We start from the raw sequence: 22549 nt of genomic DNA on the forward strand, positions 1-22549 counted from the left end.
CCTCAACAGGTGCGGGGCTGATGCAATACGGGATCGGAGTGTCGAGCCTACCCGCTCCGGCTGCCCCAAACAGGTGACTCGGATCGCATCAGGCGGCTGAGCAGGCCCTCATCCCGCACGTCTGTGCTGTTTGGGACGAGATCGTTTCTCGACGTACATGCGTTCGTCGGCGGACTTCAGCACCTCGTCGGCGGTCATCCCGCAGTGCGCCCATCCGATGCCGAAGCTGGCGCCCACCCGGACGGCCCGGCCCTCGGCGCGGATCGGCTGGATGATCTCGTTGCGCAGCCGTACGGCGAGGTCGGCGGCGTCGGCGCGGCCGAGCCCGTCGGCGAGGATCACGAACTCGTCGCCGCCGAGCCGGGCGACCGTGTCGCCGTCCCGGACGGCCCGCGACAGGCGCCGGGCGACCTCGATGAGGACCGCGTCGCCCGCGTTGTGCCCGAACCGGTCGTTGATCGACTTGAAGCCGTCGAGGTCGCAGAAGAGGACCGCCAGCCCCTTGGCTCCGTCGTCGCGGGCGCCGTCCTCGGGGGCGACGGTGTGCACATGGTGGTCGTAGGCGTCGTAGACCTCGGCGCCGGGGGGCCGGTAGTCGAAGCCGTGGCCGTTGGCGTCGAACGCGGCGTGACCGTACGTCTGGTCCATGGCGTCGACGGCGGCGGGGTGGGCCGACTGCGGGCGCGGGCAGATCCGGGCGGACAGGCGCGAGCGCAGTTCCGCGGAGTTCGGCAGGCCGGTGAGGGAGTCGTGCGAGGCGCGGTGGGCGAGCTGGAGCTCGCGGCGCTTGCGCTCCTCGATGTCCTCGACGTGGGTGAGGAGGAAGCGGGGCCCGTCGGCGGCGTCGGCGACGACGGAGTTGCGCAGGGAGACCCAGACGTACGTCCCGTCCCGGCGGCCGAGGCGGAGCTCGGCGCGGCCGCCCTCCGCCGACGTGCGGAGCAGGGTGCCTATGTCCTCGGGGTGGACGAGGTCGGAGAAGGAGTAGCGGCGCATCGCGGACGCGGGCCGGCCGAGGAGGCGGCACAGCGCGTCGTTGGTCCTGAGGATCCGCCCGTGCTGGTCGCCGCCCATCTCGGCTATCGCCATGCCGGAGGGGGCGTACTCGAAGGCCTGCCGGAAGGATTCCTCGCTGGCGCGCAGTGCCTGCTGGTCGCGCTCGAGCCGGACCAGTGCCCGCTGCATGTTCGCACGTAGACGCGCGTTGCTGATCGCGATGGCGGCCTGGAACGCGTACATCTGGAGCGCCTCGCGTCCCCACGCGCCGGGCCGTCGGCCGTTGCGCGGCCGGTCCACGGACAGGACGCCTATCAGCTCGCCGCAGACGCCTCCGCTGCCGGGCGTGGCGGGGGTGTACATGGGGGCGAAGAGCCGGTCCGAGGGGTGCCACTCGTCCTCGAAGCGGGGCGCGGGCCCGTCGGTGTACCACTGCGGGACGTCGTCGTCGTCGAGGATCCAGCCCTCGGTGTGGGGTATGAAGATCAGGTCGCCCCAGGTCTCGCCCATGCTCAGGCGCCGCTCCCAGGACTCGCGGGAGCCGACCCGGCCGGTGATCAGGGCCTCGGCGGCCGGGTTCCCGGAGAAGGCGGCGACGACGAGATCCCCGTCGGGGCGCACCAGGTTGACGCACGCGAGCTCATAGCCCAGTGCGGTGACGACACCATCGGCGACGGTCTGCAGTGTGTCGGCCAGGCTGCGGGCCGTGTTCATGTCGGCCATGACCTGGTGCAGCTGTCGCAGGGACGCAAGGCGGACGTACGGCTCCGACTCGGTCTCCATGCTTCGCCCTCCCCCCGAGACTTCGCAGCGAATCAAGGGTTGTCTTCGGCGTAACGTTCGTTTCTGTCGTTCCAGTCGTTGCGTATGTCCTAGTGACACCTCCGCCACTGAATCACAGCGCGCTGCCCACTCGGTACACAGGGTCAACAATTAATGCGTCTTGTGACTCAAGTCACAGATAAACGTGAACATCGGAGTGGGGTTTCTGCGTTTCTCCTGTGCGGTCGCGGAACACAGCAGACATACAGAAAATCGGCCGACGATCCCGCGCCCGGCCCTAGGCACGGTCCTACTCCGGGTCCTAAGACCCTACTCGGACCGGAGCCCGATGCGGTGCGCCCGAGGTCGCCACTAGCGTTTCGGGCGTGGCTTCCGACGTACTGAACACCTCCCCCTTCCCCTCCCCCTCCCCCGCCTCTTCCGCCGCGTCCGGGCATGCTGTGGGCGTGAGCAACGACGAGTTCCGCGCGGTCATGTCCCGGCTGGCCGGCGGTGTGGTCCTGGTGACCGCGCAGGAGCCGCCACTGGACCCGGACGACCCCACGGCACCGGCCGGCGAGTACGCCGGCATGACGGCGACGGCCTTCCTCTCGGTCTCCCTGAACCCGCCTCTGGTGCTGGTCAGCCTGCGCACGGGCTCCCGCATGGACGACGTGCTCGACGAGCAGCCCCTGTGGGCGGTGTCCGTGCTCGCCGAGAGCCAGCGGCACATCGCGGGCCGCTTCTCGATGAAGGGCCGGCTCAGCGACCGGCTGCTGTTCGAGGACATCCCGTACGTCCGCGGCGAGGCGACCGGCGCGCCGCTGGTGGGCGGCGCGCTGGGCACCCTGGAGTGCCGGACCGAGCAGCGGATCGAGGCGGGCGACCACGCGCTGGTGATCGGCCGGGTGCTGACGGCGCGGATGCCGAGCGAGGAAGGCGGCCCGCTGGTCTATTTCCGCGGCAGGTACCGGCAGTTGGGCTGAACTTCGGACCGGCAAGTCGGATTGACGGAAATTCAGTGGCTCCCGGCCGACCGCCCGCCTTACTTTGCGCGGATGGCGACGACATCGACTTCGGCGTCGGGGACTTCTCTCAGGCTCGAAGAAATCACCCCGGCGAATATTGACGCGGCCCTTGCCGTCAAGGTCCACCCCGAGCAGGAATTCGCAGTCGCACCGGTCGTGAAGTCTCTCGCGGAGGCGTACGTGCACCCGGGTGTCGCCTGGCCCCGTCTGATCGTGAAAGGCGACCGTCCCGTCGGTTTTCTCATGGCCTTTTTCGACATCGACTGGAACCTCGACGGCACCGTGATCCGCTCCGGCCTGTGGCGGCTGAACATCGCGGCCGGGGAGCAGGGCCGCGGTTACGGCCGTTTCGCGGTGGAATCGGTCGCGGCCGAACTGCGCGACCGGGGCGGCAGAGAACTGTGGGTCACCTGGCACGAGGGGGAACAGGGCCCCGAGAACTTCTATCTGGGGCTCGGTTTCCGGAAGACCGAGGAGCGGGTGGAGGGCGAGGCGGTGGGCGTACTGGCGCTGGACTGACCGTCAGGCCTCCGCCCGGGCCCGGCACTCCTCCAGGAAGTCCAGCAGCCGCAGGTGGTGGCGGCGGGCGGTGCGGCCGAGGCTGATGTTGTGGCCGGCCCCCGGCTCGTGGTCGACCCGGACCAGCGGGGCGGTGAGGGCGCTCGTCAGCTCCCGCAGGGCCGGGGGGTCCCAGGCCCACAGCCGCTCGTACTCGGCGAAGGTGAACCGCACCGGGACCCGGATCCGGCCGGCCACCTCGGCGTACCGGCCGGGCCAGTCGGGGATCTCCTCGGCCTCCCGGCGCGGGACCGGCGTGACGAAACCGCGCGCGAGCCGGAAGGTGTCCGGCGGGTACAGCGTCAGCGGCCCCCAGTGCAGCCTGGGATCGGGCCGGCGGCCGAGCGCGGCGAGCTGTTCGACCGGCACGGCCCAGCGCGCGCCCACCCCCGAGACGTCCACCCCGAGGAGCCTCTCCTCCCCGACCGAGACCGCCGAGACGGCCGAGACGGAGGAGACCGCCGACACGGACGAGACTGCCGAGACGCTCGAGACGGCCGACACCGCCGAGACGGTCGACACAGCCGACACCGCCGATTCGGTCGATACGGTCGATACGGTCGAGAACGCCGACACGGTCGATTCGGTCGATTCGGTGGAATCGGTTGATTCGGTCGATTCGGTCCAGGCGGCCGCCGTGCTGAGCGCCACCTTGCCGCCCATGGAGTGGCCCACGAGGAGGAACCCGGCCCCCGTCTCCCGTTCGGCGGCGTACGTGCGCAGTGCCGCCCCCACGCACCGGGCCTGCTCGGCGACGCCCAGCCCGTGCGGCAGCAGGCGCGCGGAGACGCCGTAGCCGGGGCGGTCCAGGGCGAGGGCGGCGTACCCGGCCCGGGCGGCGAGGGAGAGCAGCGAGACGGACGGCTCGGCCTGCCCGTGGAAGTACCCGGCGGCCATCCCGCTCCCGTGCAGGGCGACGACGACGGCACGCGGCGTGACGTCGGGGCCCGGCGGCAGGGCGAGCAGCCCGGAGAGCCGTACGTCCCCGGCGGCGAGCTCGACGCGCCGGACCTGCTGCTGCACCTGCTGAACGGCCATGGGGCGTCTCCTCGCTCGCGGGCTCTGCCGTCCAATGTCACATCCGGGTGGGTGACGTGCGAGGCGACGGGGTCCGCCGGGGAAGGGCCGTCGTCAGGACCAGTCGCGTCCGGTCCTGCCGCGCTTGGTCTCGGACCTCTGCTTCTTCTCCCGCAGCCGCCGTTCGTTGATCCCGCGGGGGATCCGGGTCGGCCGGCGGGGCTTGGGCGGCGGTGCGGTGGCCTCCGCGAGGAGCGCGGCGAGGCGTACGGCGGCGGCCTCGCGGTTGCGCCACTGGGAGCGGTGCTCGGAGGCGCGGACGCTGACGACGCCGTCGACGAGGCGGCCCGCGAGGCGCTCGAGGGCCCGCGCCTTCCACACCTCGGGCAGTGCCTCGGTGCGGGCGAGGTCGAAGCGCAGCTCCACCTGGGAATCACTGGTGTTGACGTGCTGCCCGCCGGGCCCCGAGGACCGCGAGAAACGCCAGACGAGCTCCGCCTCGGGCAGGGCGACGGAACCGCGGATGAGATGGGGACCGGACATGCCGTACATGTTCCCGCCCCTGACCGGTCCACGTCACCCCAATATCGCCGACCAGCCCTTCCCGTTCGGTAAAGAAAGTAAAGAAACGGGGAGTCGAAGGGAACCTTGGACACCCTTGCCTGCGTTCATAGGGATAGCTGTAGCTTCGTGCCCGCAGGAAGCTACGTACGTCTCCGTACGCACCGAGGGAAGGACTCCCAACCATGGCTGTAAGCCTGTCCAAGGGTGGCAACGTCTCGCTCACCAAGGAGGCTCCGGGCCTGACCGCCGTCACCGTGGGCCTCGGCTGGGACGTCCGCACCACCACCGGCACGGACTTCGACCTCGACGCCTCGGCCATCGCGGTCAACCTCCAGGGCAAGGTCTACTCCGACGCCCACTTCGTGTTCTTCAACAACAAGCAGACCCCGGACAGCACGATCGTCCACACCGGCGACAACCGCACCGGCGAGGGCGCGGGCGACGACGAGGCGATCAACGTCAACCTGGCGGGCCTCCCGGCCGACATCGACAAGATCGTCTTCCCGGTCTCGATCTACGACGCGGAGAACCGCTCGCAGAACTTCGGCCAGGTCCGCAACGCCTACATCCGCATCATCAACCAGGCCGGCGGCGCCGAGATCGCCCGCTACGACCTCTCGGAGGACGCGGCCACCGAGACGGCCATGGTCTTCGGCGAGCTCTACCGCAACGGCGCGGAGTGGAAGTTCCGCGCGGTGGGCCAGGGCTACGCCTCGGGTCTGGTGGGCATCGCCCAGGACTTCGGCGTCAACGTCTGACCGACGCCCGTTCCGCACCGGAGCCCCCGGTTCCCCTTGGGGAGCCCTGGGGGCTCCGCGCGAGCTCAGTCGGACGCCTACCGCGACATTCTCTGGACGACTGGTCTACTCGACTGGGCCGACCCGGGCGGGACGCGCGGGTCACGTGTGGATCGGCTCCTCGGTGAACACCTCGCGCAGCCAGCGTGCGGCCCCCTCTGCGGAGTCGTCCGGGCCGCCGCCCGCCCCCGGGAAGGACCGCCCCCAGGCCGCCGCCCGGCCGACCGCGCCGAGGCGGGTGGCCAGGACGACCGCCCGGCGCAGCTCGGCCGCCGACAGTCCGGTGTCCGTCCAGGGTTCGAGGTAGGCGTCCCGCAGCCGCGGCAGCACGTCGGCGCCGAACCGCCGCGCGGCGATCCGGCTGGTGACCAGCAGGCTCGTGAAGGGGTGGGCGACGGACGCGTCCCCCCAGTCGAAGAACAGGAACCGCTCCAGCGGCTCGCGCGCGAAGATCTGGCCGTCGTGCAGGTCGGAGTGGTCGAGCGAGTCGGGGATCCCGGTGGCGGCCAGTTCCGCACACCAGTCCACCAGCCGGGGCCGCAGCGCCCGCAGTTCGGCGCGCCCCCGGGCACCGAGCACGCCGTTGCCGTCGAGGAGCCGGTCGAAGAGGGCGGGGAGATCGGCCGTACGCCCACTCGGCACTCCGAGCGCCTCGATCGCGTCGACGTGCGGCACCAGCATCCGCTGCACCGCGGCGTACTGGCGCAGCATGTTCTCCCAGTCGCGCGCGTCGGCGGCACCGCGGTCGAGCAGTTCACGGAAGAGCGGGCCCCCGTCGGGCAGCAGGGCCCAGCCGCGGTCGGCCCGCACGGCGAGGGGACCCTGGACATGTTCCGGCACCCACGCGGCCAAGGCCTCGCCGAGGCTCGCCTCGAACCGGCTGTCCGGCGGATTGGCCTTGAACCACACCGGGCCCGCCCCGTCGACAGCCCCGTCGACCGGTCCGTCGACCGGGAGCCGGACGAGCACGGACCACGGCCGCAGCCGCACCGCCCGCTCACCCGACACCCGCAGGCCCAGAGCGGCGAGCTCCCGCTCCGCCCAGCCGAGCGCCGCCGCCCGCCAGTCCTCGTCCTCCCAGGGGGTGACCGCGTCCGGGTAGTCCCCGCGGTCCACCGTCACCGGCACATCAGTCCACATCACGCCATCAGAGCATCCGGCCGGTCCTCACCTCCACCGAATTCCGGAGAGTCCCCCGCAGCCGCCGGGCTAACCTGCGCCCCATGATCCTGACCCCCCTCCCCCTCACCCCCGACCACGACATCCCCGGCCCCCTCCTCACCGAACTCACCGCACTCTACGCCTCCAACCGCGAGTTCCAGGCGCTCAGCGGTGACTTCCCGGACCCGGACGACATCCGGCCGGAGCAGGTGGCGACGGCGCTGGCGGAGGAGCTCGCGAACCCCGGGGTCGAGGTGCTGCTCGCGCGCAGCCAGGGGCGGCTCGTCGGGGTGGTGATCACGCTGGCCCGCCATCCCGACCCCGCCGACCCCGACCCGTGGATCGGGCTGCTGATGGTCGACGCGGGTCAGCACGGGCAGGGGCACGGCCGGCGGATCGCCGAGAGCGTCGAGGACCGGTTCCAGGACAGCGGTCGTGCGGGTGTACGGCTCGCCGTTCTCGACGCCAACCCGAAGGGGCTCGCCTTCTGGACCGCCCTCGGGTACGAGGTCGTCGGCCACCGGCCGGATCTCCGACTCGGCCGTCCCTGCGCCGTGTTGCGCAAGCCGCTGCCGAGACTCCGCCTCGCCGGCCGCGTCGCCGTCCTCGACCCCGACGGCGCGGTCTTCCTCTTCCGGTACGACAGCGACGACACCGGCCCGCACTGGGCGCTGCCCGGCGGCGGCCTGGAGGAGGGCGAGACTTCGCGCGAGGGGGCCCGGCGTGAGCTGCGCGAGGAAACGGGGTGGGCGGATCTGACGCCCGGCCCGTTCCTCACCCTGTGGGACCACGACTTCACCCGCTTCGGACACGTCATCCGCCAGCACGACTACATCTACGTCTCCCCCGGCCCGCACCGCGAACCCACGGGTCCGCATCTCGCCGCCGAACACGCCTCGGACGGCATCCTCGGCTGGCGCTGGTGGAGCCGGGAGGAGCTGCGCACGACCACCGAGCTCGTATGGCCGCCGCACCTGGGCCGGCTGCTCGACGAGTTCGACCGGCGCGGCGAGGAGGGCTGAGCCCGCCATGGAGTGGACCACACTGGCCGCCACCGGCCTCGGCGCCCTCGTCGGCGTGGGCTCCACCCTCCTCGCCGACCGGGTCCGCTGGCGCCGCGACCTCGCCGAACGCACCCGGCAGGAACGCAAGGAGATCTATGTGACCTGCCTGACGAAGTACCGGCAGGCGTACGAGGACATGTACGCGGCCGCCCGCCACCCCCCGGCCGGTGCCGGGCGGGAGGCCGCCGTGCGGGAGGCCTTCCGCGCCTCGGGGTGCGACGAGGTCCGCGAGTCGGCGCTGATATGCGCCCCGCAGGAGCTGTCCGACGTCATCGAGGGCGTGTACGAGACCCTGCGGGAGCTGCTCGAGATCCTCGCACTCGGCGAGCCTCCCCTCGACTCCCCCGCGTTCCAGGAGCACCGGCTCCGGCACGGGCAGGCCGTGTGGGCGGCCCGCGCGGCGATGCGCAGCGACCTCGGCCTGCGGGCCTGAGCCCGGACGGCGCCCCTACGGCCGCCGCGGTCTTCCCTTCCCGTACAGCCAGTCGTCCCAGAGGGACGTGAAGTCCTTGTCCGGGGCCATCCGCTCCACGTACGCCGTGAAGTCGTCGGTGCTCGCGTTGCCGTGGCGGTGCTCCGCCGTCCAGCCCCGGACGATGTCGTGGAAGAGGTCGTCGCCGACCGTCCGGCGGATGCGGTGGATCACCATCGCGCCACGCTGGTAGACGGGGGAGTCGGAGATGTGCGCGGCGGAGGTGGGCCGGCCCGGTGGGAAGGACCACAGGTCGTCGTACGTCTCCTCGCCGTGGTCGTACACCTCGGTGAACGTCTGCTCCGCCGTGTCGCCGCCCTCGTCCTCCGTCCACAGCCATTCGGCGTATGTCGCGAAGCCCTCGTTCAGCCACATGTCCCGCCAGGTCTTCGGCGTGACGGAGTCGCCGAACCACTGGTGGGCCAGTTCGTGGACGAGGGTGACCGTGTCGGGGGCGCCGGGGTACACCGGGCGGTTCTGGGTCTCCAGGGCGTAGCCGGAGTCCTCCGGGCGGTCGACGATCGCGCCGGTGGAGGCGAAGGGGTACCGGCCGAAGTTGTGCTGCGCCCACTCCATCACCTCGGGGAGCCGGGCCAGTGCCTCGCGGCCCGGCGCGGCCTGCGTGGGGTCGACCGCCGTGTACACCGGCAGGCCGGACCGCAGGGTCGAGCGGGTGACCTCGTACCGGCCGATCGCCAGGGTCGCGGCGTGGCTCGCCATCGGCTCGGCGGTGTGCCAGGTGAAGGTCGTGCGGTCTCCCGTCGTCCGCTCGCCGCGCAGCTCGCCGTTCGAGACCGCCGTCAGGCCCTTCGGGACGGTCACCGCGATGTCGTACGACGCCTTGTCGGAGGGGTGGTGGCTGCCGGGGAACCAGGCCATGGAACCGGTCGGTTCACCGAGCGCCAGCGCGCCGTCCGCCGTGCGCAGCCAGCCCTCCTCCGAGCCGTCCGGGTCGGTGATCGTCCGCGGGGTGCCGGAGTAGGCGACGGTGACGTGGAAGGTCTCTCCCGGGCGGAGGGCTTCGCTCGGTTCGACCTTCAGTTCCTGGCCGCCGCGGCTCCATCGGGCCCGGCGGCCGTCGACGGTGACCCGCGTGACGTCGAGGCCCTCGAGGTCCAGGTGGAAGGAGGTCAGGGCCTGTTCGGCGCGGGCGGTGACCGTCGCCTGTCCGGTGAGGCGGTTGCCCGCGGGGGTGTAGGCGAGGGTCAGGCCGTAGTGCGAGACGTCGTAGCCGCCGTTGCCCGACTTCGGGAAGTACGGGTCGCCGGCGCCGGCCGGTCCTCCGGTCTCCCGTACGCCGGTGCCCGAGCAGGCCGCGAGGAAAAACGCCAGACAGCAGACGGAACGTGCGAATCGGGACACGTCCACGATCCTACGAGGGCATGACACCATCACCCTCGTGCTCGACATCGGTTACGCCCTCTCCAACCGCTTCCCGGACCCACCGCAGACGGACTACCGCCGGGCCGACTCCCGCGCCCTGCGCCACGACCTGTTCTGTGGTGACGTCTACCTCGCCGACACCAAGGCGGACCGGGAGCTGTCCACAGCCTGGGGATGGGTGCCGGTGCTGGACTTCGCGTGGGCGCTGTGCGACATCGTGGAGCGCATCGACCAGGACCCGGCGGGCTCCCGCGCCTCCCGCCCCCAGTACGCCGAACTCGACTTCACCGAGTCCACCGACCGCATGCTCTTCGAGCGCCGCTTCGGCTGGGTGGACATCGAGGCCGACTGGATGCAGGCCGAGGAGCCCCCGCTCACCTTCTCCCACGCCGAACTGCGCCGCGAGTCCCGCGACTTCCTCCACGACCTCCTCGCCGACCTGACCGACCTGCACGAGGACCTGGGCGAGAACCCGACGATCTGGACCCTCCAGGCCCGCTTCCCGAGACTCGGTTAGGGCGCCTCAGCCCTCCACCCTGATCCCGAGCTGTGCCGCCAGCACCGGTGCCAGGTCCAGTAGTTGCCCGGTGCTGATCACCGCGCCCGCCAGCCGGTCGAGGCCCGCCGCGATGCCGAGCTCCGCCGCTCCGCGCAGATCGACGTCCGTCAGGGTCGCCGCGGTGAAGTCCGCCGCCTTCACCGCGCTGTCCACGAACTCCACCCGCTCCAGCCGGGCCCCGCCGAAGTCTGGTTCGACCAGCACGCAGCCCTGGAACACGACGTCCCGCAGCTTCGCCTGCCGGAGATTCAGGAAGTCGATCTTCCCGCCGCGGATCAGCACCCGCTCCAGTACGGCGCCGAACATCTGCGTACCACCGAGCCGGGCGTCGAGCAGCTGGACATCGCGCAGGTTCGCGTCCGCGAGGTCGGTGCCGACGCCGCGGACGCCGGTGAGCACCGAGTCGAGGACGCGGGCGCCTCTGAGTCTCGTGCCGTCCAGCACGCACTCCGTCAGGGCGCAGTCCATGAAGCGGGCGCCCCCGCCGTCCTGCCCGGCCAGGTCGGCCTCCCGGAACTCCACCCCGTCGTAGTCCCCGTCGGGCTCCAGCTCCCCGCCGGTGTACGGCTCGAGCGGCGGAAGTCTCACCTCGGGCCGCCGCGCCCCCTTCACACCCTTCCCGACACCCGTCCCGCCGCTCGCTCTTCTCGCCATGCCCCCATCCTGCACCCCACCACTGACAGCGCCCCGATCGTGGTGCTGGAGCCATGGCCGGCCACCGGCCGCCGAACTTCACACAAGGGGATGCAATACGTCAGGATCCATGGTCTTCTGGGCGAATGAGTGTCACCCGGACAGGTGAACCCTCGACGACAGCGGACGAGCCCGACCCCCGCCGCTGGTGGGGCCTGGTGATCATCGCGCTCGCCCAGCTGATGGTCGTCCTGGACGCGACGATCGTGAACATCGCGCTCCCCTCCGCCCAGCATGACCTGGGCATGTCGGACGCCAACCGCTGGGGGCACCTCCCACGCCCTTAAGGCAGTGGGGGAGGGTCATCACCGCCTACACCCTCGCCTTCGGCGGCCTGCTGCTGCTCGGCGGCCGGATCGCCGACCTGGTGGGCCGCAAACGCACCTTCGTGATCGGGCTGATCGGCTTCGCCGCGGCCTCCGCGCTCGGCGGCGCCGCCGTCAACCCGGGGATGCTGTTCGGCGCCCGCGCCCTCCAGGGCGCCTTCGCCGCCCTCCTCGCGCCCTCCGCCCTGTCCCTGCTGACGACGACGTTCACCGACCCCAAGGAACGCGGCAAGGCCTTCGGCATCTACGGCGCCCTGGCCGGCAGCGGCGCCGCGATCGGGTTCATCGTGGGCGGGCTGCTCACCGAGTACCTGGGCTGGCGCTGGTGCCTGTACGTGAACGTGCCGATCGCGATCGTCGCCGTCTTCGGCGCGCTGTCGCTGCTGCACGCCCGCCCGGGCCACGCCGGCGTACGCCTCGACGTGCCCGGTGCGGTGCTGGGCTGCGGCGGCCTGGTCGCGATCGTCTACGGCTTCAGCGAGGCCCAGCCGCGCGGCTGGACCGACCCGCTGGTACTGACCCTCTTCGCGGGCGGCCTCGCCCTGCTCACCGCGTTCGTGTGGTGGCAGACCAGGGCGCCGAGCCCCCTCCTGCCCCTGCACATCGTCAAGGACCGCAACCGGGCCGGCTGCTTCCTGACCATGGCTCTGGCCGTCATCGGCATGTTCGGCCTGTTCCTGTTCATGACCTACTACCTGCAGGTCATCCTCGGCTACTCCCCCGTGAAGACGGGCCTCGCCTTCCTCCCCCTCACCCTCGCGATCATCATCGGCTCCACGCAGATCTCCGCGCGGCTGATGAACCGGGTGCCGCCACGCGGTCTGATGGTCCCCGGCATGGTCCTCGCCGCCGGCGGCATGGTGATCCTCACCCGGCTGACGGTGGACTCCTCCTACCCCACCGAGATCCTGCCCGCGCTGCTCCTGATGGGTCTCGGCATGGGCCTGACCTTCATGCCGGTGTTCTCCACGGCCACCGCCGGAGTCGCCCCGTGGGACGCCGGTGTCACCTCGGCCACCGTCAACACCTCGCAGCAGGTCGGCGGTTCCATCGGTACGGCGCTGCTCAACACCATCGCCACCACCAGCAGCACCGCCTACATCGCGGCCCATCTCACCAACCCCGCCGACCGGGCGGAGATCACGCGTGCGGGCGTCGTCCACGGCTACACGGTCGCCATCTGGTGGGCCGCCGGGATCATGCTCCTGGCGGGCCTGATCGCGGGCCTGATGGTGACGACCAGGCCCCCGAAGCGCGAGGCGCAGGCGGAGACGGCCGTGCCGGAGCCGGTGGGCTGATAGCCCCCCAGGCCCCGGCACGCCGCCCGCCCGGTGCTCTACCGGGCGACCGCCTTGGTCGCCTTGCTCACCGCCGACCCGTCCTTGTGCCCGGTGCGGTGCGCGACCACCTTCACGGTGATCTTCTTGCCCTTCTGTACCGCCTTCAGCACCAGCGAGGACTTGGTCGCCCCGCTGATCGCACGGCCGTTCGCGTACCACTGGTAGGCGTACGACGTGGCCGCCGGGCTCCAGGTGCCCTTGGTGGTCTTCAGCGTCTTCCCGACCTTGGCGGTCCCGCTGATCACCGGTGCCCTGGTCGCCTTCGGCGCGTCCCCCTTGGCGACGGTCACCGCCGCCGAGGTCGCCGACGCGCTCGTCCAGCCGCTCCGGACCGCGGTGACGGTCACGGTGAGCTTCTTGCCGACCAGCGCGGCGGGGACGGTGTAGGTCGTCGCCGTCGCGCCGGAGATCGCCTTGCCGTCCGCCTGCCACCGGTACGTGTACGAGGACGGGGTCGCCGACCAACCACCCGGCGTCGCCGTGACCTTGGCGCCCGCCTTGGCCGTGCCGGTCACCTTCGGAAGCGCCACGCCCGTCAGCTGGGGCTGGGTCACGGTGAAGGTGCCGCGCGGGTACTCGCAGCACGTGGTGAACACGCTGACGTTCCAGCTGCCGGTGGCCGCGCCCGTCAGGTCGAGGGTCGCGGTCAGGGTCCGGTTGTCCGCGGAGACCGAGTCCACCGTGGCGGTCAGGGTCCTGCCGCTCTGTGTGAGCCGGACCGTGGCGTTCGGGGGCAGCGCGGTGCCGGTGACGGTGAGCTCGACCTTGCCGCCGGCGACACCGGTGGTGGGGCTCACCGAGGCGACACTCACCTTGTCCGGGCCGCACAACGTGGAGGTGCAGGTCAGCTTGGCGCTGTAGGAGGTGGTGGACGCCTTCTCCGGCAGGCCGAGCACGAACACGGTCGGCGCGGCCGCCGAGGAGGAGCCGCCCGCCGCGCACTGGTAGCCGCTCGGGATGTACAGCACACAGCCGTTGTTCCAGGCGCTGTTGTAGAGGGCGGGCACCGCCGTGGTGGTGGCGCCGGTGGTGTCGGTGATCTCGGCGTTGAAGCGGTCGAACCCGGCGGTGGGCAGGACCGCGCACACCGCGCTGTGCGCCTCGTCGAGTGTGCCGGTGACCGGGCCGTAGCCGTAGGACACCGACGGGACCCGGGTGCACTCCGGTGCCGGACCGGCCGCGGTCGCCACCCGCAGGGCGTCCAGGTGGTACGCGGGGGCCGCCTTGAGGGTGGCCGGGGTCTGCACCAGGACCTGGTGGCTGGTGGACCCGGTGACCGCGCAGGAACGGTTGCGGAAGGAGCACTCCGTGGTGCCGTCGCCGCCGAACACGGCGATGTTGGCGGTGCCCAGCGCGTCCCGGACGTCGACGTGCAGGACGTCGGTGGCCGCGTCGGTGGTGATCCGGTGACAGTTCAGGGTGCCGGGCTCGCCGTAGGCGCCGGGCACGGAGGGGCCGCCGACCTTCGACGCGGCGGCCGTGGTGCAGCCCGCCGAGGAGGCGGTGGAGGTGACGTCCCGCCGGGCCAGGGTGTAGCCGGCGGTCTGGTCGCGGCCGGTGAACAGCACGGTGTGGGCCAGGCCCGGCGTCAGCGGACACAGCGTCCAGCCGTTGGTGGTGGCGGTGCGGTCGCAGACCTTCTTCCCGGTGGCGTCCAGCACCGAGAACTTCGCCGCCACACCGCCGGACGTGGCGATCAGCTGGAAGACCTCCCCGGTGGTGTGCGCGTCGGCCGGGATGCCCAGGCAGTGCGAGAAGACACCGTCACCCGTGGCCAGCGTGGCCTTGGCGCCGTCGGCGGCGAAACTGCCGGCCGGCAGGACCGGGCAGTCGGCGGCGGCGTCGGTGCGGTGCAGGGCGACCGAGTACGGGCCCGTCGCGTCCTCACCGCCGTCCTCGGTGTGCACCAGCGCCCGGAAGGGGGCCGTACCGGTCAGCGCGCAGTCGCCGTCGGCCAGGTCGGAGGAGTCGCACTGCGCCACGCCGTCCCGGTCGAGGACCTCCACCTCGGCGTCCACGCCGGAGGAGACGAGCGGGGTCAGCGCGGCGATCCGGGCGCCCTGCGGGGCGTCCAGCGTCAGACAGTCGTACTGCCCGGCCGTGCTCAGCTCGCCCCGGTGCAGCCCGGTCCCGGTCGCCACGCATCCGGCGTCCGAGGCCCGGTCCAGGACGACCAGCCCGGCGCGGGTGTCGCGGAACGGGTATGTGCCGTCGTCGAGGACGGCGGTGTAGGTGCCGGGCGTCTCGATCCGGCACGGGTCGGCGCCGTAGCGGCACACGCTCAGCCCGGCCGCGTCGTACACCCGGGCCACCCCTGCCTCCTGCTCCTCGCTCACGGAGTGCACGGTGTACGGGCCCGCCGCGGTGGCGGTGAAGGTGAAGCAGGGGTTGGTGGTGAGGTCCTGCGGCTCCAGCGCGCCGTAGGGGCGGACCGGGGCGGTGGTGCAGCCCTGCGGGTCGTTGAGCCGGCGCACCTTCACGGCGTACTCGGCGGGGAAGCCGCTCTCCGCGCGCGAGACGGTGGAGATCACCCGGTAGGGGCCGTCACCGGGCAGGACGCAGCTGTCCTCGTCGTCCTCCGGGAACCGCTCGCAGATCCGGGCACCGCTCGCGTCGGTGATCCAGGCGAGGGAGTCGCCGTAGGTCTTCGAGCCGTGGGTGAGCCGGACGCGGTCGCCGCGCTCGCCCTCGAAGGGCTGGCAGTCGACCTCCACCCGGCTCGCGGTCGTGCGGGTGATGTCGGGCTGGTCCCAGTTCGTGCCGACCGGGTCGGCGCAGCCCCGGCCCGTGCCGAGCGGCACGAAGGTGACGGAGGTGTCCTTCGCCGCCCAGTAGTCGGTGTTGAGGACCTTGAGCGTGTAGATGCCGGCGGCGGGCACCGCGCACATGCCGTTGGTGGCGTACCCGTCGCCGTAGCAGTCGACCTCGCTGCCGTCCGCGGCGAGCAGCTGCCTGGTCACGGTGTTGCCGCCGTCGTCCAGCGCGGGCGCCAGGTACAGGCCGGGCGTGTCGACGGTGACGGTGTAGCAGACGCTGGAGTCGGGCGGGACGGTCGCCCTGCCGACCGCGTCGCCCGGATCGCCGAACGGCGCGAGCGCGAGCGACGCGCACGCCGGGTCGGCCGGGTCGTCGGCGCGGGCGGTGCCCGCGGTGGTGAGGCCGAGCAGCGAGGCGAGCAGCGGCACCGCGGCGAGCAGTGCGGCCGCCCGCCGGCGTCTCGCGGGCGGGCGGGATTCCGCGTCGGTCATCCGAGTTCCCCCTGGTTCAACTTAACTCCCCCTGTATCAACGGTTGTTGCCGTGATGGTCGCACACAGGTACGACACAGCACCCGTTGGTTTCCAGGGGTCGTCGGGGTGTCAGTGCCGCCCGGCCACCCGGTCCGCGAGCCGCGCCAGCCGCGACGACCCGGCGCTGTGCGACGCGCTCTCCCGCCGGTCGGCGGCCCGGTAGGTCGCGTACATGCCCTGCACGCCCAGCCAGCGCAGCGGCTCGGGCTCCCACCTGCGGACCTTGTGGCCGACCCAGGGCAGCACGGTCAGCCCGGTGTTCCCGCCCCGGCCGGAGTCGAGCAGCACGAGGTCGCGCAGGGTCCGCCCGGCGAGGTTGGCGGTGGCGACCCCCGATCCGACGTACCCGCCCGCCCAGCCGAGCCCGCTCCCCCGGTCCAGGGTCACCGTGGCGCACCAGTCGCGCGGCACCCCCAGCACCCCCGACCAGGCGTGCGCCACCCGGACCCCCGCCAGCGCGGGAAAGAAGCCGACCAGGATCTCCCGGAGCGCCGCCACCGTCTCGCGCTGGGTCCGCCCGTCGTTGTCCGTCCGCGACCCGAAGCGGTACGGCACTCCGCGCCCGCCGAGCGCGATCCGCCCGTCTGCCGTGCGCTGGGCGTACATGTAGGCGTGCGCCATGTCGCCGAGCGCCTCGCGCCCCTCCCAGCCGACGGCCGCCCACTGCCCGGCGCTCAGCGGCTCGGTGGCGATCATCGAGGAGTTCATCGGCAGCCAGGTCCGTTTCTCGCCCTTCAGCGCGGCCGTGAACCCTTCCGTGCAGCGCAGCACGTACGGCGCCCGCACGGTCCCGTACGGCGTCACGGCCCGCCCGGCGAGGACCTCCGTCACCGGCGTCGACTCGTGCACCCGCACCCCCAGCGCCTCGACGGCCGCCGCGAGCCCCTTCACCAGCTTCACCGGGTGCACGCGCGCCCCGTGCGGGGTCCACGTCGACCCGACGGCCCCGGCGACCCGCACCCGCTCGGCCGTCTCCCGGGCGCCGTACAGCTCGCGGTCCCGCTCGCCGTACGACAGCTCGTGCGCGTGGAAGTCCTTCAGCCGGGCCAGCTGCGCGGGCGTCCGGGCCACCTCGAGCACTCCGCCCGCCACGACATCGGCGTCGATGCCCTCCTCCTCCGTCACCCGCACCACCTCGGCGACCGTGTCGTTCATCGCGCGCTGGAGCCGTACGGCGGCCTCATGGCCGTGCAGGGCTGCGTACCGGTCGCGGCCGGCGATCCCGTTGTAGAGCCAGCCGCCGTTGCGCCCCGAGGCCCCGTACCCGCAGAACCGCTGCTCCAGGAGGGTGACCCGCAGGTCCGGGGCCGCCTTCTTCAGGTAGTACGCGGTCCACAGCCCGGTGTACCCGCCCCCGACGATCACCACGTCGGCGGTCCCGTCCCCGGCGAGCGGCTCCCGCACGGCCGGAAGGCCGTCGTCCGCGTACCAGAAGGAGACCCCGCCGTTCACGAAACCGCTGCTCATGCGGGCGACGCTAACCCGGCCGGACGGCCGCTGTCTCCTTCGGATTCCGTTGTCCTCCCCGCCCCCGGGCCAGCGGAAAGCAGGCGAACCCGATGAGGACGGCGACGAAGTGGCCGAAGTCGGTGAAGGTCGGACCGGCGGCCAGCGGCACGGTGTAGACGGCGAGCACGACCGCCAGATACCCGTACCGCCACGGCGAGCGGATCCGGTACACGAGGACGGCCACGGCGCCCGCCAGCGCGTAGCTCACCCCGACGTCGAGGGTGTTGACCGCCGACTCGGGCGCCATCCCGTCCCGGATCGCCTTCAGCAGCGCGCCCTCGCTGATCAGCGTCGCCAGGACGTGCGCCGCCCCGCACACCACCAGCCAGCGCAGGGTCCCGAGCCACCGCTCCACCTGGGCGTGGAACACGGAGTACAGCACCGCGTACGGCGCCCAGTACCCGCCGTCGATCCACATCGCGCTCGAGATCAGCACCCGCACGGGATGCCGGGACAGCTCGTGGAGATTGGTCGACCGCTGCCGCAGGAACTCCTGTTCGAACTCCGGGGACATGTGGTGCAGGGCGACCGTGGTGAAGAACAGGATCGCCAGCCACACGTAGGTGCCGGGCGCGCTGCGGACGTACGCCCACACCGCCCGCCGGGCACCGGAAATTCGCGGGAGCGGATTCACACGCGCAAGTATCGTCCGGAAGGTGATCGACATTCCGCCCGCACTCGTGACAGAACAGGTAAAGATCAACGGCACGGCCGGGCGGGAGTTCATCGCCGCTCTGCCCGCGCTGGCGGAGGGCTTCCTCGATCGCTGGGAGCTGCGGATCGACGGCCGGTCCATGCACGGCGTGTGTGCGCTGGTCCTGCCGGTGACGGCCGCCGACGGCACCCGGGCGGTGCTCAAGCTCCAGATCCTCGACGAGGAGACCGAGGGCGAACCCCTCGCCCTGCGGGCCTGGGGCGGCGACCACGCCGTACGACTGCTGCGGCACGACGAGCCGACGGGCGCCCTGCTCCTCGAACGGCTCGACCCGGACCGGATGCTGTCGTCCGTCGCGGACATCCACGAGGCGGTGCTCGTCATCGCCGGTCTGCTGGCGCGGCTGACGTCCGTCGCCGCCCCGGCCGGGCTGCGCGGGCTCGGCGACATGGCGCGGGACATGCTGGCCCGGACCCCCGGGGCGCTCGCCAGGATCCCCAACCCCGCCGAGCGGCGGCTGATCGCCGACTGCGCGGCCGCCGTCCGGGAGGTGGTGGCCGAGCCGGGCGACCGGCTGCTGCACTGGGACCTGCACTACGAGAACGTCCTCGCCGCGGAGCGCGCCCCCTGGCTGGCCATCGACCCCAAGCCCCTCACGGGCGACCCCGGCTTCGAGCTCTGGCCGGCCCTCGACAACCGCTTCGACCCGGACGACGTCCACTGGCGCTTCGACGCGATGACCGACGTGCTGGGGCTGGACCGGGAGCGGGCCCGGGCCTGGACCCTGGGCCGGATGCTGCAGAACTGCCTGTGGGTGATCGAGGGCGGCCGCTCTCCGGCCCCGCACCACCTGGAGATCGGCCGCCTGCTACGGGACCGGTGAGCCGGTCTCCGCGAGGGCGAGGCCGATGTCCAACGGGTCGCACCGGCCGTTGCGTTCTTCGTGCAGGGCCATCGCCAGTTCCGGGGCGGCGAGCAGCGGCGGGCCCGCCGGGTGGCCCGTGGCGCGGGCGGCGAGCGCCAGGCCGACCCAGCTCTCGGGATCGCCCTCACCCCGGGCGATACGGGCCCGGAACGCGGCGAGTGCCTCGTCCCAGCGGCCCGTGACCAGGGCGACGTCCTCGGGACGGGCCCCTTCGACGACGGCGCCGGGATCGTCGCGCAGGCCGGTGAGACCACCGGGACCGGCCAGCATCCGGCGCAGCAGCACCGCCCGGGTGTCCAGGCCGCGGACCGGACTGCCGGGGAGGAGTCGGGGTGCGGGGGCACCGGCGGGCGGCGCGGTCCCCTGGGTCAGGGCACGGGCGTGGGCGCGGACCGTGCCCGGGTCGGGCCGCAGGTGGTACGCGCGCCAGGTGGCGCGGTGGTCGGCGGCGGCGAGGCCGGCGGCGGCCAGACAACGGGCGTCCACCGGCTCCCCCAGCCAGGGTTCCAGCCGTCCGGCGAGCTCGGCCACCAGGCGCCGGCCGAGGTCGGTGAGCTCCTCGGCACCGGCGATCGAACGCAGCGCGTGGGCCGTCTGGTCCCGCCACAGCGCGAACTCGAACCGGCCGAGCGGGTGGGCGCGCCGCCGCCAGAAACCGGTGACCCCGTGGAAGGCGTACACCCCTTGCAGCAGCCCGCCGAGGGGGCGCGGGTCGTCCCGCCAGGGCGCGTAGTGGAGACGGGCGCCCTGCTGCTCACGGGGGGCCGCGTAGAGGGTGAACAGGTGCATGAACGCGCTGAGTTTGTTGTGCTGGAACTCGTGCACCAGGGTGGCGGCGAACTGTTCCGCGTCGTCCGGGACCGAGGCCAGCGCCGCCCCGAAGGCGTCACCGGAGGAGGCGCTGTGCGGGCGGAACGGCTCGGCGCGCGGCCGGGGCACGACCGCGATCAGCCCGCCGACCAGCGCCCGGGCCTCCTCGGCGCCGGTCTCGCACAGCACCTCCCAGGCCCCGGCGAACAGTTCGCGCCAGTCGTCGGCGCAAGCGAGCGGCTCGGGGGCCGCGGGGGTGCGCAGGGTGCGGTAGGGGTCGAGATCGTCCAGGACGAGGACGCATCCGTCGGCGGTCAGCTCCGTGAGGGCGTGCCAGCCGGGTCCGGGCACGGGCATGCCGCCGACCGTGACTTGGCCTCCGTCGCGGGCCACCTCCGTGGTGGCCCATTCGGCTCCGCCGTCCACCCGCATCGCCCCGACGAGGGGCAGGACCGCCCAGCCCCGCCGGACGGGAACCTCGGTGCGGAACTCCAGCCCGGCGAGGATCGCCGCGCTCGCCGCGAGGGCGTGGAGATGGCCGGTGTGCACCCACAGCGGCGCGTCGTCGCGGGCGCTGCCGCGCAGCCGGCGCAGGGTGTGCGCGGCCCAGACGCCGACCGCGGGGTACGCCAGCACCCGTTCGGCGGCCGCCGGGTCCGCGGCGCCGGCCCGGGCCAGCAGACGCCAGGCGTCGGCGGGCGGGGGGAGCGGTCCGGTGGGGGCCGTCGCGGCCGCGTCCAGCAGGGCCCGTACGACGAGCAGCCGCCAGCTGCGCTCACTCGCGCACAGGTCGTCCACGGCCGCCGTCCCGCCCCCGCCGCCGAGCAGTTCCTCGAAGGAGCGGGAAGGGAGGACGTGGGATCGGGAGGTGGTCTGCCGCACGGGTCTACGCGTCGTCGCGCTGCGGGTTGTAGCCGCCGAGACTGCTCGCGGAGTCGTCGATGCGGCCGAGGAGGCGGCGCATGGAGGGTCCGGCCGACGGAAGGTCCAGGGTGGGCCAGGCGTCCAGCGGAACCCCACCGAGGTCGACGAGCTCGGACTCGACTCCTGACTTCTCCATGGCGCCATCCCTAAGGGTGAAAGACATGACGGAAAACCACCTTTTCGGCGGTTTTCTCACTACTTGATCGACTCTAGTGCATCGCCGACGGCACCCGAGCCCCACACGTCCCGGCCGCACGGAATCTTCCTGAATTGGGTCCTCCGGCGGTCGGAACGGGTAAGAACGTGTGCGTGACTGAACTGGAAGGACTGGACCCGATCCGCGCGGCGGAGGTGATGGTCCGGCCGTCCACGGGCGCGCGAGGTTCCGGCCGACGCGGCTCCGGTTACCGGGTGGGGCCGCGCTGGGTACTGACCGCCGCCCATGTCGTGCGCGACGTCGAGGACGGCGACACCCGGGTCCGGTTCGAGGCGGACCGCGCCGACGAGTGGACCGCCCGCGCGACACTCGTCCTGGCCTCCGACAAGGCGGACGTGGCGCTCCTGGAGATCACCGACGCCCCGCCTCCCGGCCCGCATTCCGCCCCGGCCGCTCCGCCCGTCTACGCCGACCTGCCGGACGCCGACGTCCATCTGCCGTGCAGCGCGCTGGGCTTCCCCCGTTTCAAGCTGCGCACGGACCGGATGCGCACCCTCGACGACGGCTCGCCCGCCCAGTACCGCGACTCCTGCCATGCCACGGGGCTGACCTCCGTGCTGTCCAACCGCCGCGAGGGCACGCTGGAACTGGCGGTCACCCCGCCCGCCGCCGACCCCGACCCGGCCCGCTCCCCCTGGGAGGGCATGTCGGGCGCGGCCGTCTGGCACGGCGGCACCCTCGTCGGCCTGGTCAGCGCCCACCACCGGTCCGACGGCCTCGGCCGGCTCGCCGCGGTCCGGGTCCGCCGCTGGTACAGCCTCCTCAGCCCCGGCGAACTGGCCACCCTGCACACCCACGCCGGGCTTCCGCCGGCCCCGGACGGCCTGGACCGTCCCGCCGCCCCGCCGGGAACACCGGCCTCCCCCACCCTCCTCGCCCACTTGCCCTCCGACCTTCCGCTCGGCGAACTCGCGGGCCTGGCGGGTGCGTTGGTCGCCCTGCCCACCGTCGCCCGGCGCACCACCCTCGACCTGGTCCTGTCCGGCATCGACCCGTCGGTCGCCGCGATGAGCCCCCGCTCGGACTCACTGCGCCCCGATGTGTTCGGGATCCTGCGGACCTGTCTGCGCTACCGGGGCACACTCGACCAACTCCTGGAAGCGGTACGGCTGCTGGAGGGCAACTCGGCCGGAGTGGCCCGGATGGACCGGGAGGCCGCGGCACTGTCCCGGCGGCATCCCGGCACCGGGGACGGCGTGACCTGATATCGCGCGCCCCGGCGGGCTCGGGGTTTCATCCTCCGTACGGTGGGTCATCATCAGGAAGATGTGAGCAGCCAGCATCCAAACACAGCCGGGGGGAAGGGGTTTGGCCGCCATGGAGCCGACTGTGTCCGCCGTCGAGTCCAGCCTGGTCGATCTCGCGGGGGTATCTCTTGAAACGCTGCGCTCCATTGACGATCGGGTTCTCGCCGCGTCGCTTCAGGAACTGTTGCCGGGAATCGACCACCAACTGGCCACGGTGGCCGGTGTCGACGGCGGCGCCATGCGCTTCGACTGA

Annotated in this window: 20 protein-coding genes and 1 pseudogene; 10 read left to right on the forward strand and 11 right to left on the reverse strand. The window is 72.6% G+C overall.

All coding sequences use genetic code 11. From position 1 onward, the window contains the following. Nucleotides 1-108: 108 nt before the first annotated feature. Nucleotides 109-1779, reverse strand: a complete 1671-nt coding sequence (gene cdgB, locus ABT057_RS29440) for a diguanylate cyclase CdgB (protein ID WP_352346642.1) — start codon at nt 1777-1779, stop codon at nt 109-111. 446 nt (nt 1780-2225) lie between these two features. Here cdgB and ABT057_RS29445 point away from each other — a divergent pair, with 446 nt between their 5' ends. Both ABT057_RS29445 and ABT057_RS29450 read left to right on the forward strand, forming a co-directional pair. Further along, on the forward strand, nt 2226-2744 hold the full coding sequence (locus tag ABT057_RS29445; RefSeq protein ID WP_352346679.1) for a flavin reductase family protein: 519 nt from the start codon (nt 2226-2228) through the stop codon (nt 2742-2744). Nucleotides 2745-2816: 72 nt separating this feature from the next. Beyond that, a complete protein-coding gene (locus ABT057_RS29450) occupies nt 2817-3305 on the forward strand; it encodes a GNAT family N-acetyltransferase (protein ID WP_352346643.1) in 489 nt (162 codons plus the stop codon). Nucleotides 3306-3308: 3 nt separating this feature from the next. Here ABT057_RS29450 and ABT057_RS29455 read toward each other — a convergent pair whose 3' ends face one another. Both ABT057_RS29455 and arfB read right to left on the reverse strand, forming a co-directional pair. Then, entirely contained in the window at nt 3309-4382 is a 1074-nt protein-coding gene (locus ABT057_RS29455; RefSeq protein ID WP_352346644.1) for an alpha/beta hydrolase, read from the reverse strand. A 93-nt stretch (nt 4383-4475) separates the two neighbouring features. Continuing rightward, nucleotides 4476-4913, reverse strand: coding sequence for an alternative ribosome rescue aminoacyl-tRNA hydrolase ArfB (gene arfB / locus ABT057_RS29460; protein WP_352346645.1), 438 nt, complete (start codon nt 4911-4913; stop codon nt 4476-4478). 194 nt (nt 4914-5107) lie between these two features. On the opposite strand from arfB, the gene ABT057_RS29465 reads away from it, so the two are divergent. Continuing rightward, nucleotides 5108-5683 carry a TerD family protein gene (locus ABT057_RS29465; protein WP_352346646.1) on the forward strand — a complete coding sequence of 192 codons (576 nt, stop codon included), beginning with the start codon at nt 5108-5110 and terminating at the stop codon, nt 5681-5683. 141 nt (nt 5684-5824) lie between these two features. Here ABT057_RS29465 and ABT057_RS29470 read toward each other — a convergent pair whose 3' ends face one another. Then, complete coding sequence (locus ABT057_RS29470) at nt 5825-6862, reverse strand: aminoglycoside phosphotransferase family protein (RefSeq protein ID WP_352346680.1); 1038 nt, start codon at nt 6860-6862, stop codon at nt 5825-5827. An 83-nt stretch (nt 6863-6945) separates the two neighbouring features. Here ABT057_RS29470 and ABT057_RS29475 point away from each other — a divergent pair, with 83 nt between their 5' ends. Next, complete coding sequence (locus ABT057_RS29475) at nt 6946-7905, forward strand: bifunctional GNAT family N-acetyltransferase/NUDIX hydrolase (RefSeq protein ID WP_352346647.1); 960 nt, start codon at nt 6946-6948, stop codon at nt 7903-7905. 7 nt (nt 7906-7912) lie between these two features. Next, a complete protein-coding gene (locus tag ABT057_RS29480; protein ID WP_352346648.1) occupies nt 7913-8380 on the forward strand; it encodes a hypothetical protein in 468 nt (155 codons plus the stop codon). Between the two features lie 15 nt (nt 8381-8395). Here ABT057_RS29480 and ABT057_RS29485 read toward each other — a convergent pair whose 3' ends face one another. Beyond that, on the reverse strand, nt 8396-9811 hold the full coding sequence (locus tag ABT057_RS29485; RefSeq protein ID WP_352346681.1) for a M1 family metallopeptidase: 1416 nt from the start codon (nt 9809-9811) through the stop codon (nt 8396-8398). Between the two features lie 7 nt (nt 9812-9818). Between ABT057_RS29485 and ABT057_RS29490 the strand changes: the two genes are divergently transcribed. Further along, entirely contained in the window at nt 9819-10319 is a 501-nt protein-coding gene (locus ABT057_RS29490) for a hypothetical protein (protein WP_352346649.1), read from the forward strand. Nucleotides 10320-10325: 6 nt separating this feature from the next. Here ABT057_RS29490 and ABT057_RS29495 read toward each other — a convergent pair whose 3' ends face one another. Next, nucleotides 10326-11015, reverse strand: coding sequence for a pentapeptide repeat-containing protein (locus ABT057_RS29495; protein WP_352346650.1), 690 nt, complete (start codon nt 11013-11015; stop codon nt 10326-10328). Between the two features lie 125 nt (nt 11016-11140). Here ABT057_RS29495 and ABT057_RS29500 point away from each other — a divergent pair. After that, a pseudogene (locus ABT057_RS29500) lies at nt 11141-12678 on the forward strand (MFS transporter). 38 nt (nt 12679-12716) lie between these two features. On the opposite strand, the gene ABT057_RS29505 reads toward ABT057_RS29500, so the two are convergent. The 3 genes from ABT057_RS29505 to ABT057_RS29515 form a co-directional block, all read right to left on the reverse strand. Continuing rightward, nucleotides 12717-15968: a Tat pathway signal protein gene (locus ABT057_RS29505; RefSeq protein WP_352346651.1), complete on the reverse strand. Its 3252-nt coding sequence runs from the start codon at nt 15966-15968 to the stop codon at nt 12717-12719. Between the two features lie 110 nt (nt 15969-16078). Then, nucleotides 16079-17476 carry an NAD(P)/FAD-dependent oxidoreductase gene (locus ABT057_RS29510; RefSeq protein ID WP_352346652.1) on the reverse strand — a complete coding sequence of 466 codons (1398 nt, stop codon included), beginning with the start codon at nt 17474-17476 and terminating at the stop codon, nt 16079-16081. A 10-nt stretch (nt 17477-17486) separates the two neighbouring features. Further along, nucleotides 17487-18185 (reverse strand): rhomboid-like protein, encoded by a 699-nt coding sequence (locus ABT057_RS29515; protein WP_502973980.1) that lies wholly within the window; start codon nt 18183-18185, stop codon nt 17487-17489. On the opposite strand from ABT057_RS29515, the gene ABT057_RS29520 reads away from it, so the two are divergent. Beyond that, nucleotides 18163-19056 carry an aminoglycoside phosphotransferase family protein gene (locus tag ABT057_RS29520; protein ID WP_502973982.1) on the forward strand — a complete coding sequence of 298 codons (894 nt, stop codon included), beginning with the start codon at nt 18163-18165 and terminating at the stop codon, nt 19054-19056. The genes ABT057_RS29515 and ABT057_RS29520 overlap by 23 nt on opposite strands. Here the strand turns inward: ABT057_RS29520 and ABT057_RS29525 are convergent. Next, nucleotides 19042-20790 (reverse strand): HEXXH motif domain-containing protein, encoded by a 1749-nt coding sequence (locus tag ABT057_RS29525; RefSeq protein ID WP_352346654.1) that lies wholly within the window; start codon nt 20788-20790, stop codon nt 19042-19044. The genes ABT057_RS29520 and ABT057_RS29525 overlap by 15 nt on opposite strands. A 4-nt stretch (nt 20791-20794) precedes the next feature. Beyond that, nucleotides 20795-20968, reverse strand: a complete 174-nt coding sequence (locus tag ABT057_RS29530) for a hypothetical protein (protein WP_352346655.1) — start codon at nt 20966-20968, stop codon at nt 20795-20797. A gap of 173 nt (nt 20969-21141) precedes the next feature. Here ABT057_RS29530 and ABT057_RS29535 point away from each other — a divergent pair, with 173 nt between their 5' ends. Both ABT057_RS29535 and ABT057_RS29540 read left to right on the forward strand, forming a co-directional pair. Beyond that, on the forward strand, nt 21142-22254 hold the full coding sequence (locus ABT057_RS29535; protein ID WP_352346656.1) for an effector-associated domain 2-containing protein: 1113 nt from the start codon (nt 21142-21144) through the stop codon (nt 22252-22254). A gap of 124 nt (nt 22255-22378) precedes the next feature. Further along, entirely contained in the window at nt 22379-22549 is a 171-nt protein-coding gene (locus tag ABT057_RS29540) for an FxSxx-COOH-like cyclophane-containing RiPP peptide (RefSeq protein WP_352346657.1), read from the forward strand.

This window comes from Streptomyces sp. NPDC002588 (assembly GCF_040295925.1).
Classification (GTDB): Bacteria; Actinomycetota; Actinomycetes; order Streptomycetales; family Streptomycetaceae; genus Streptomyces.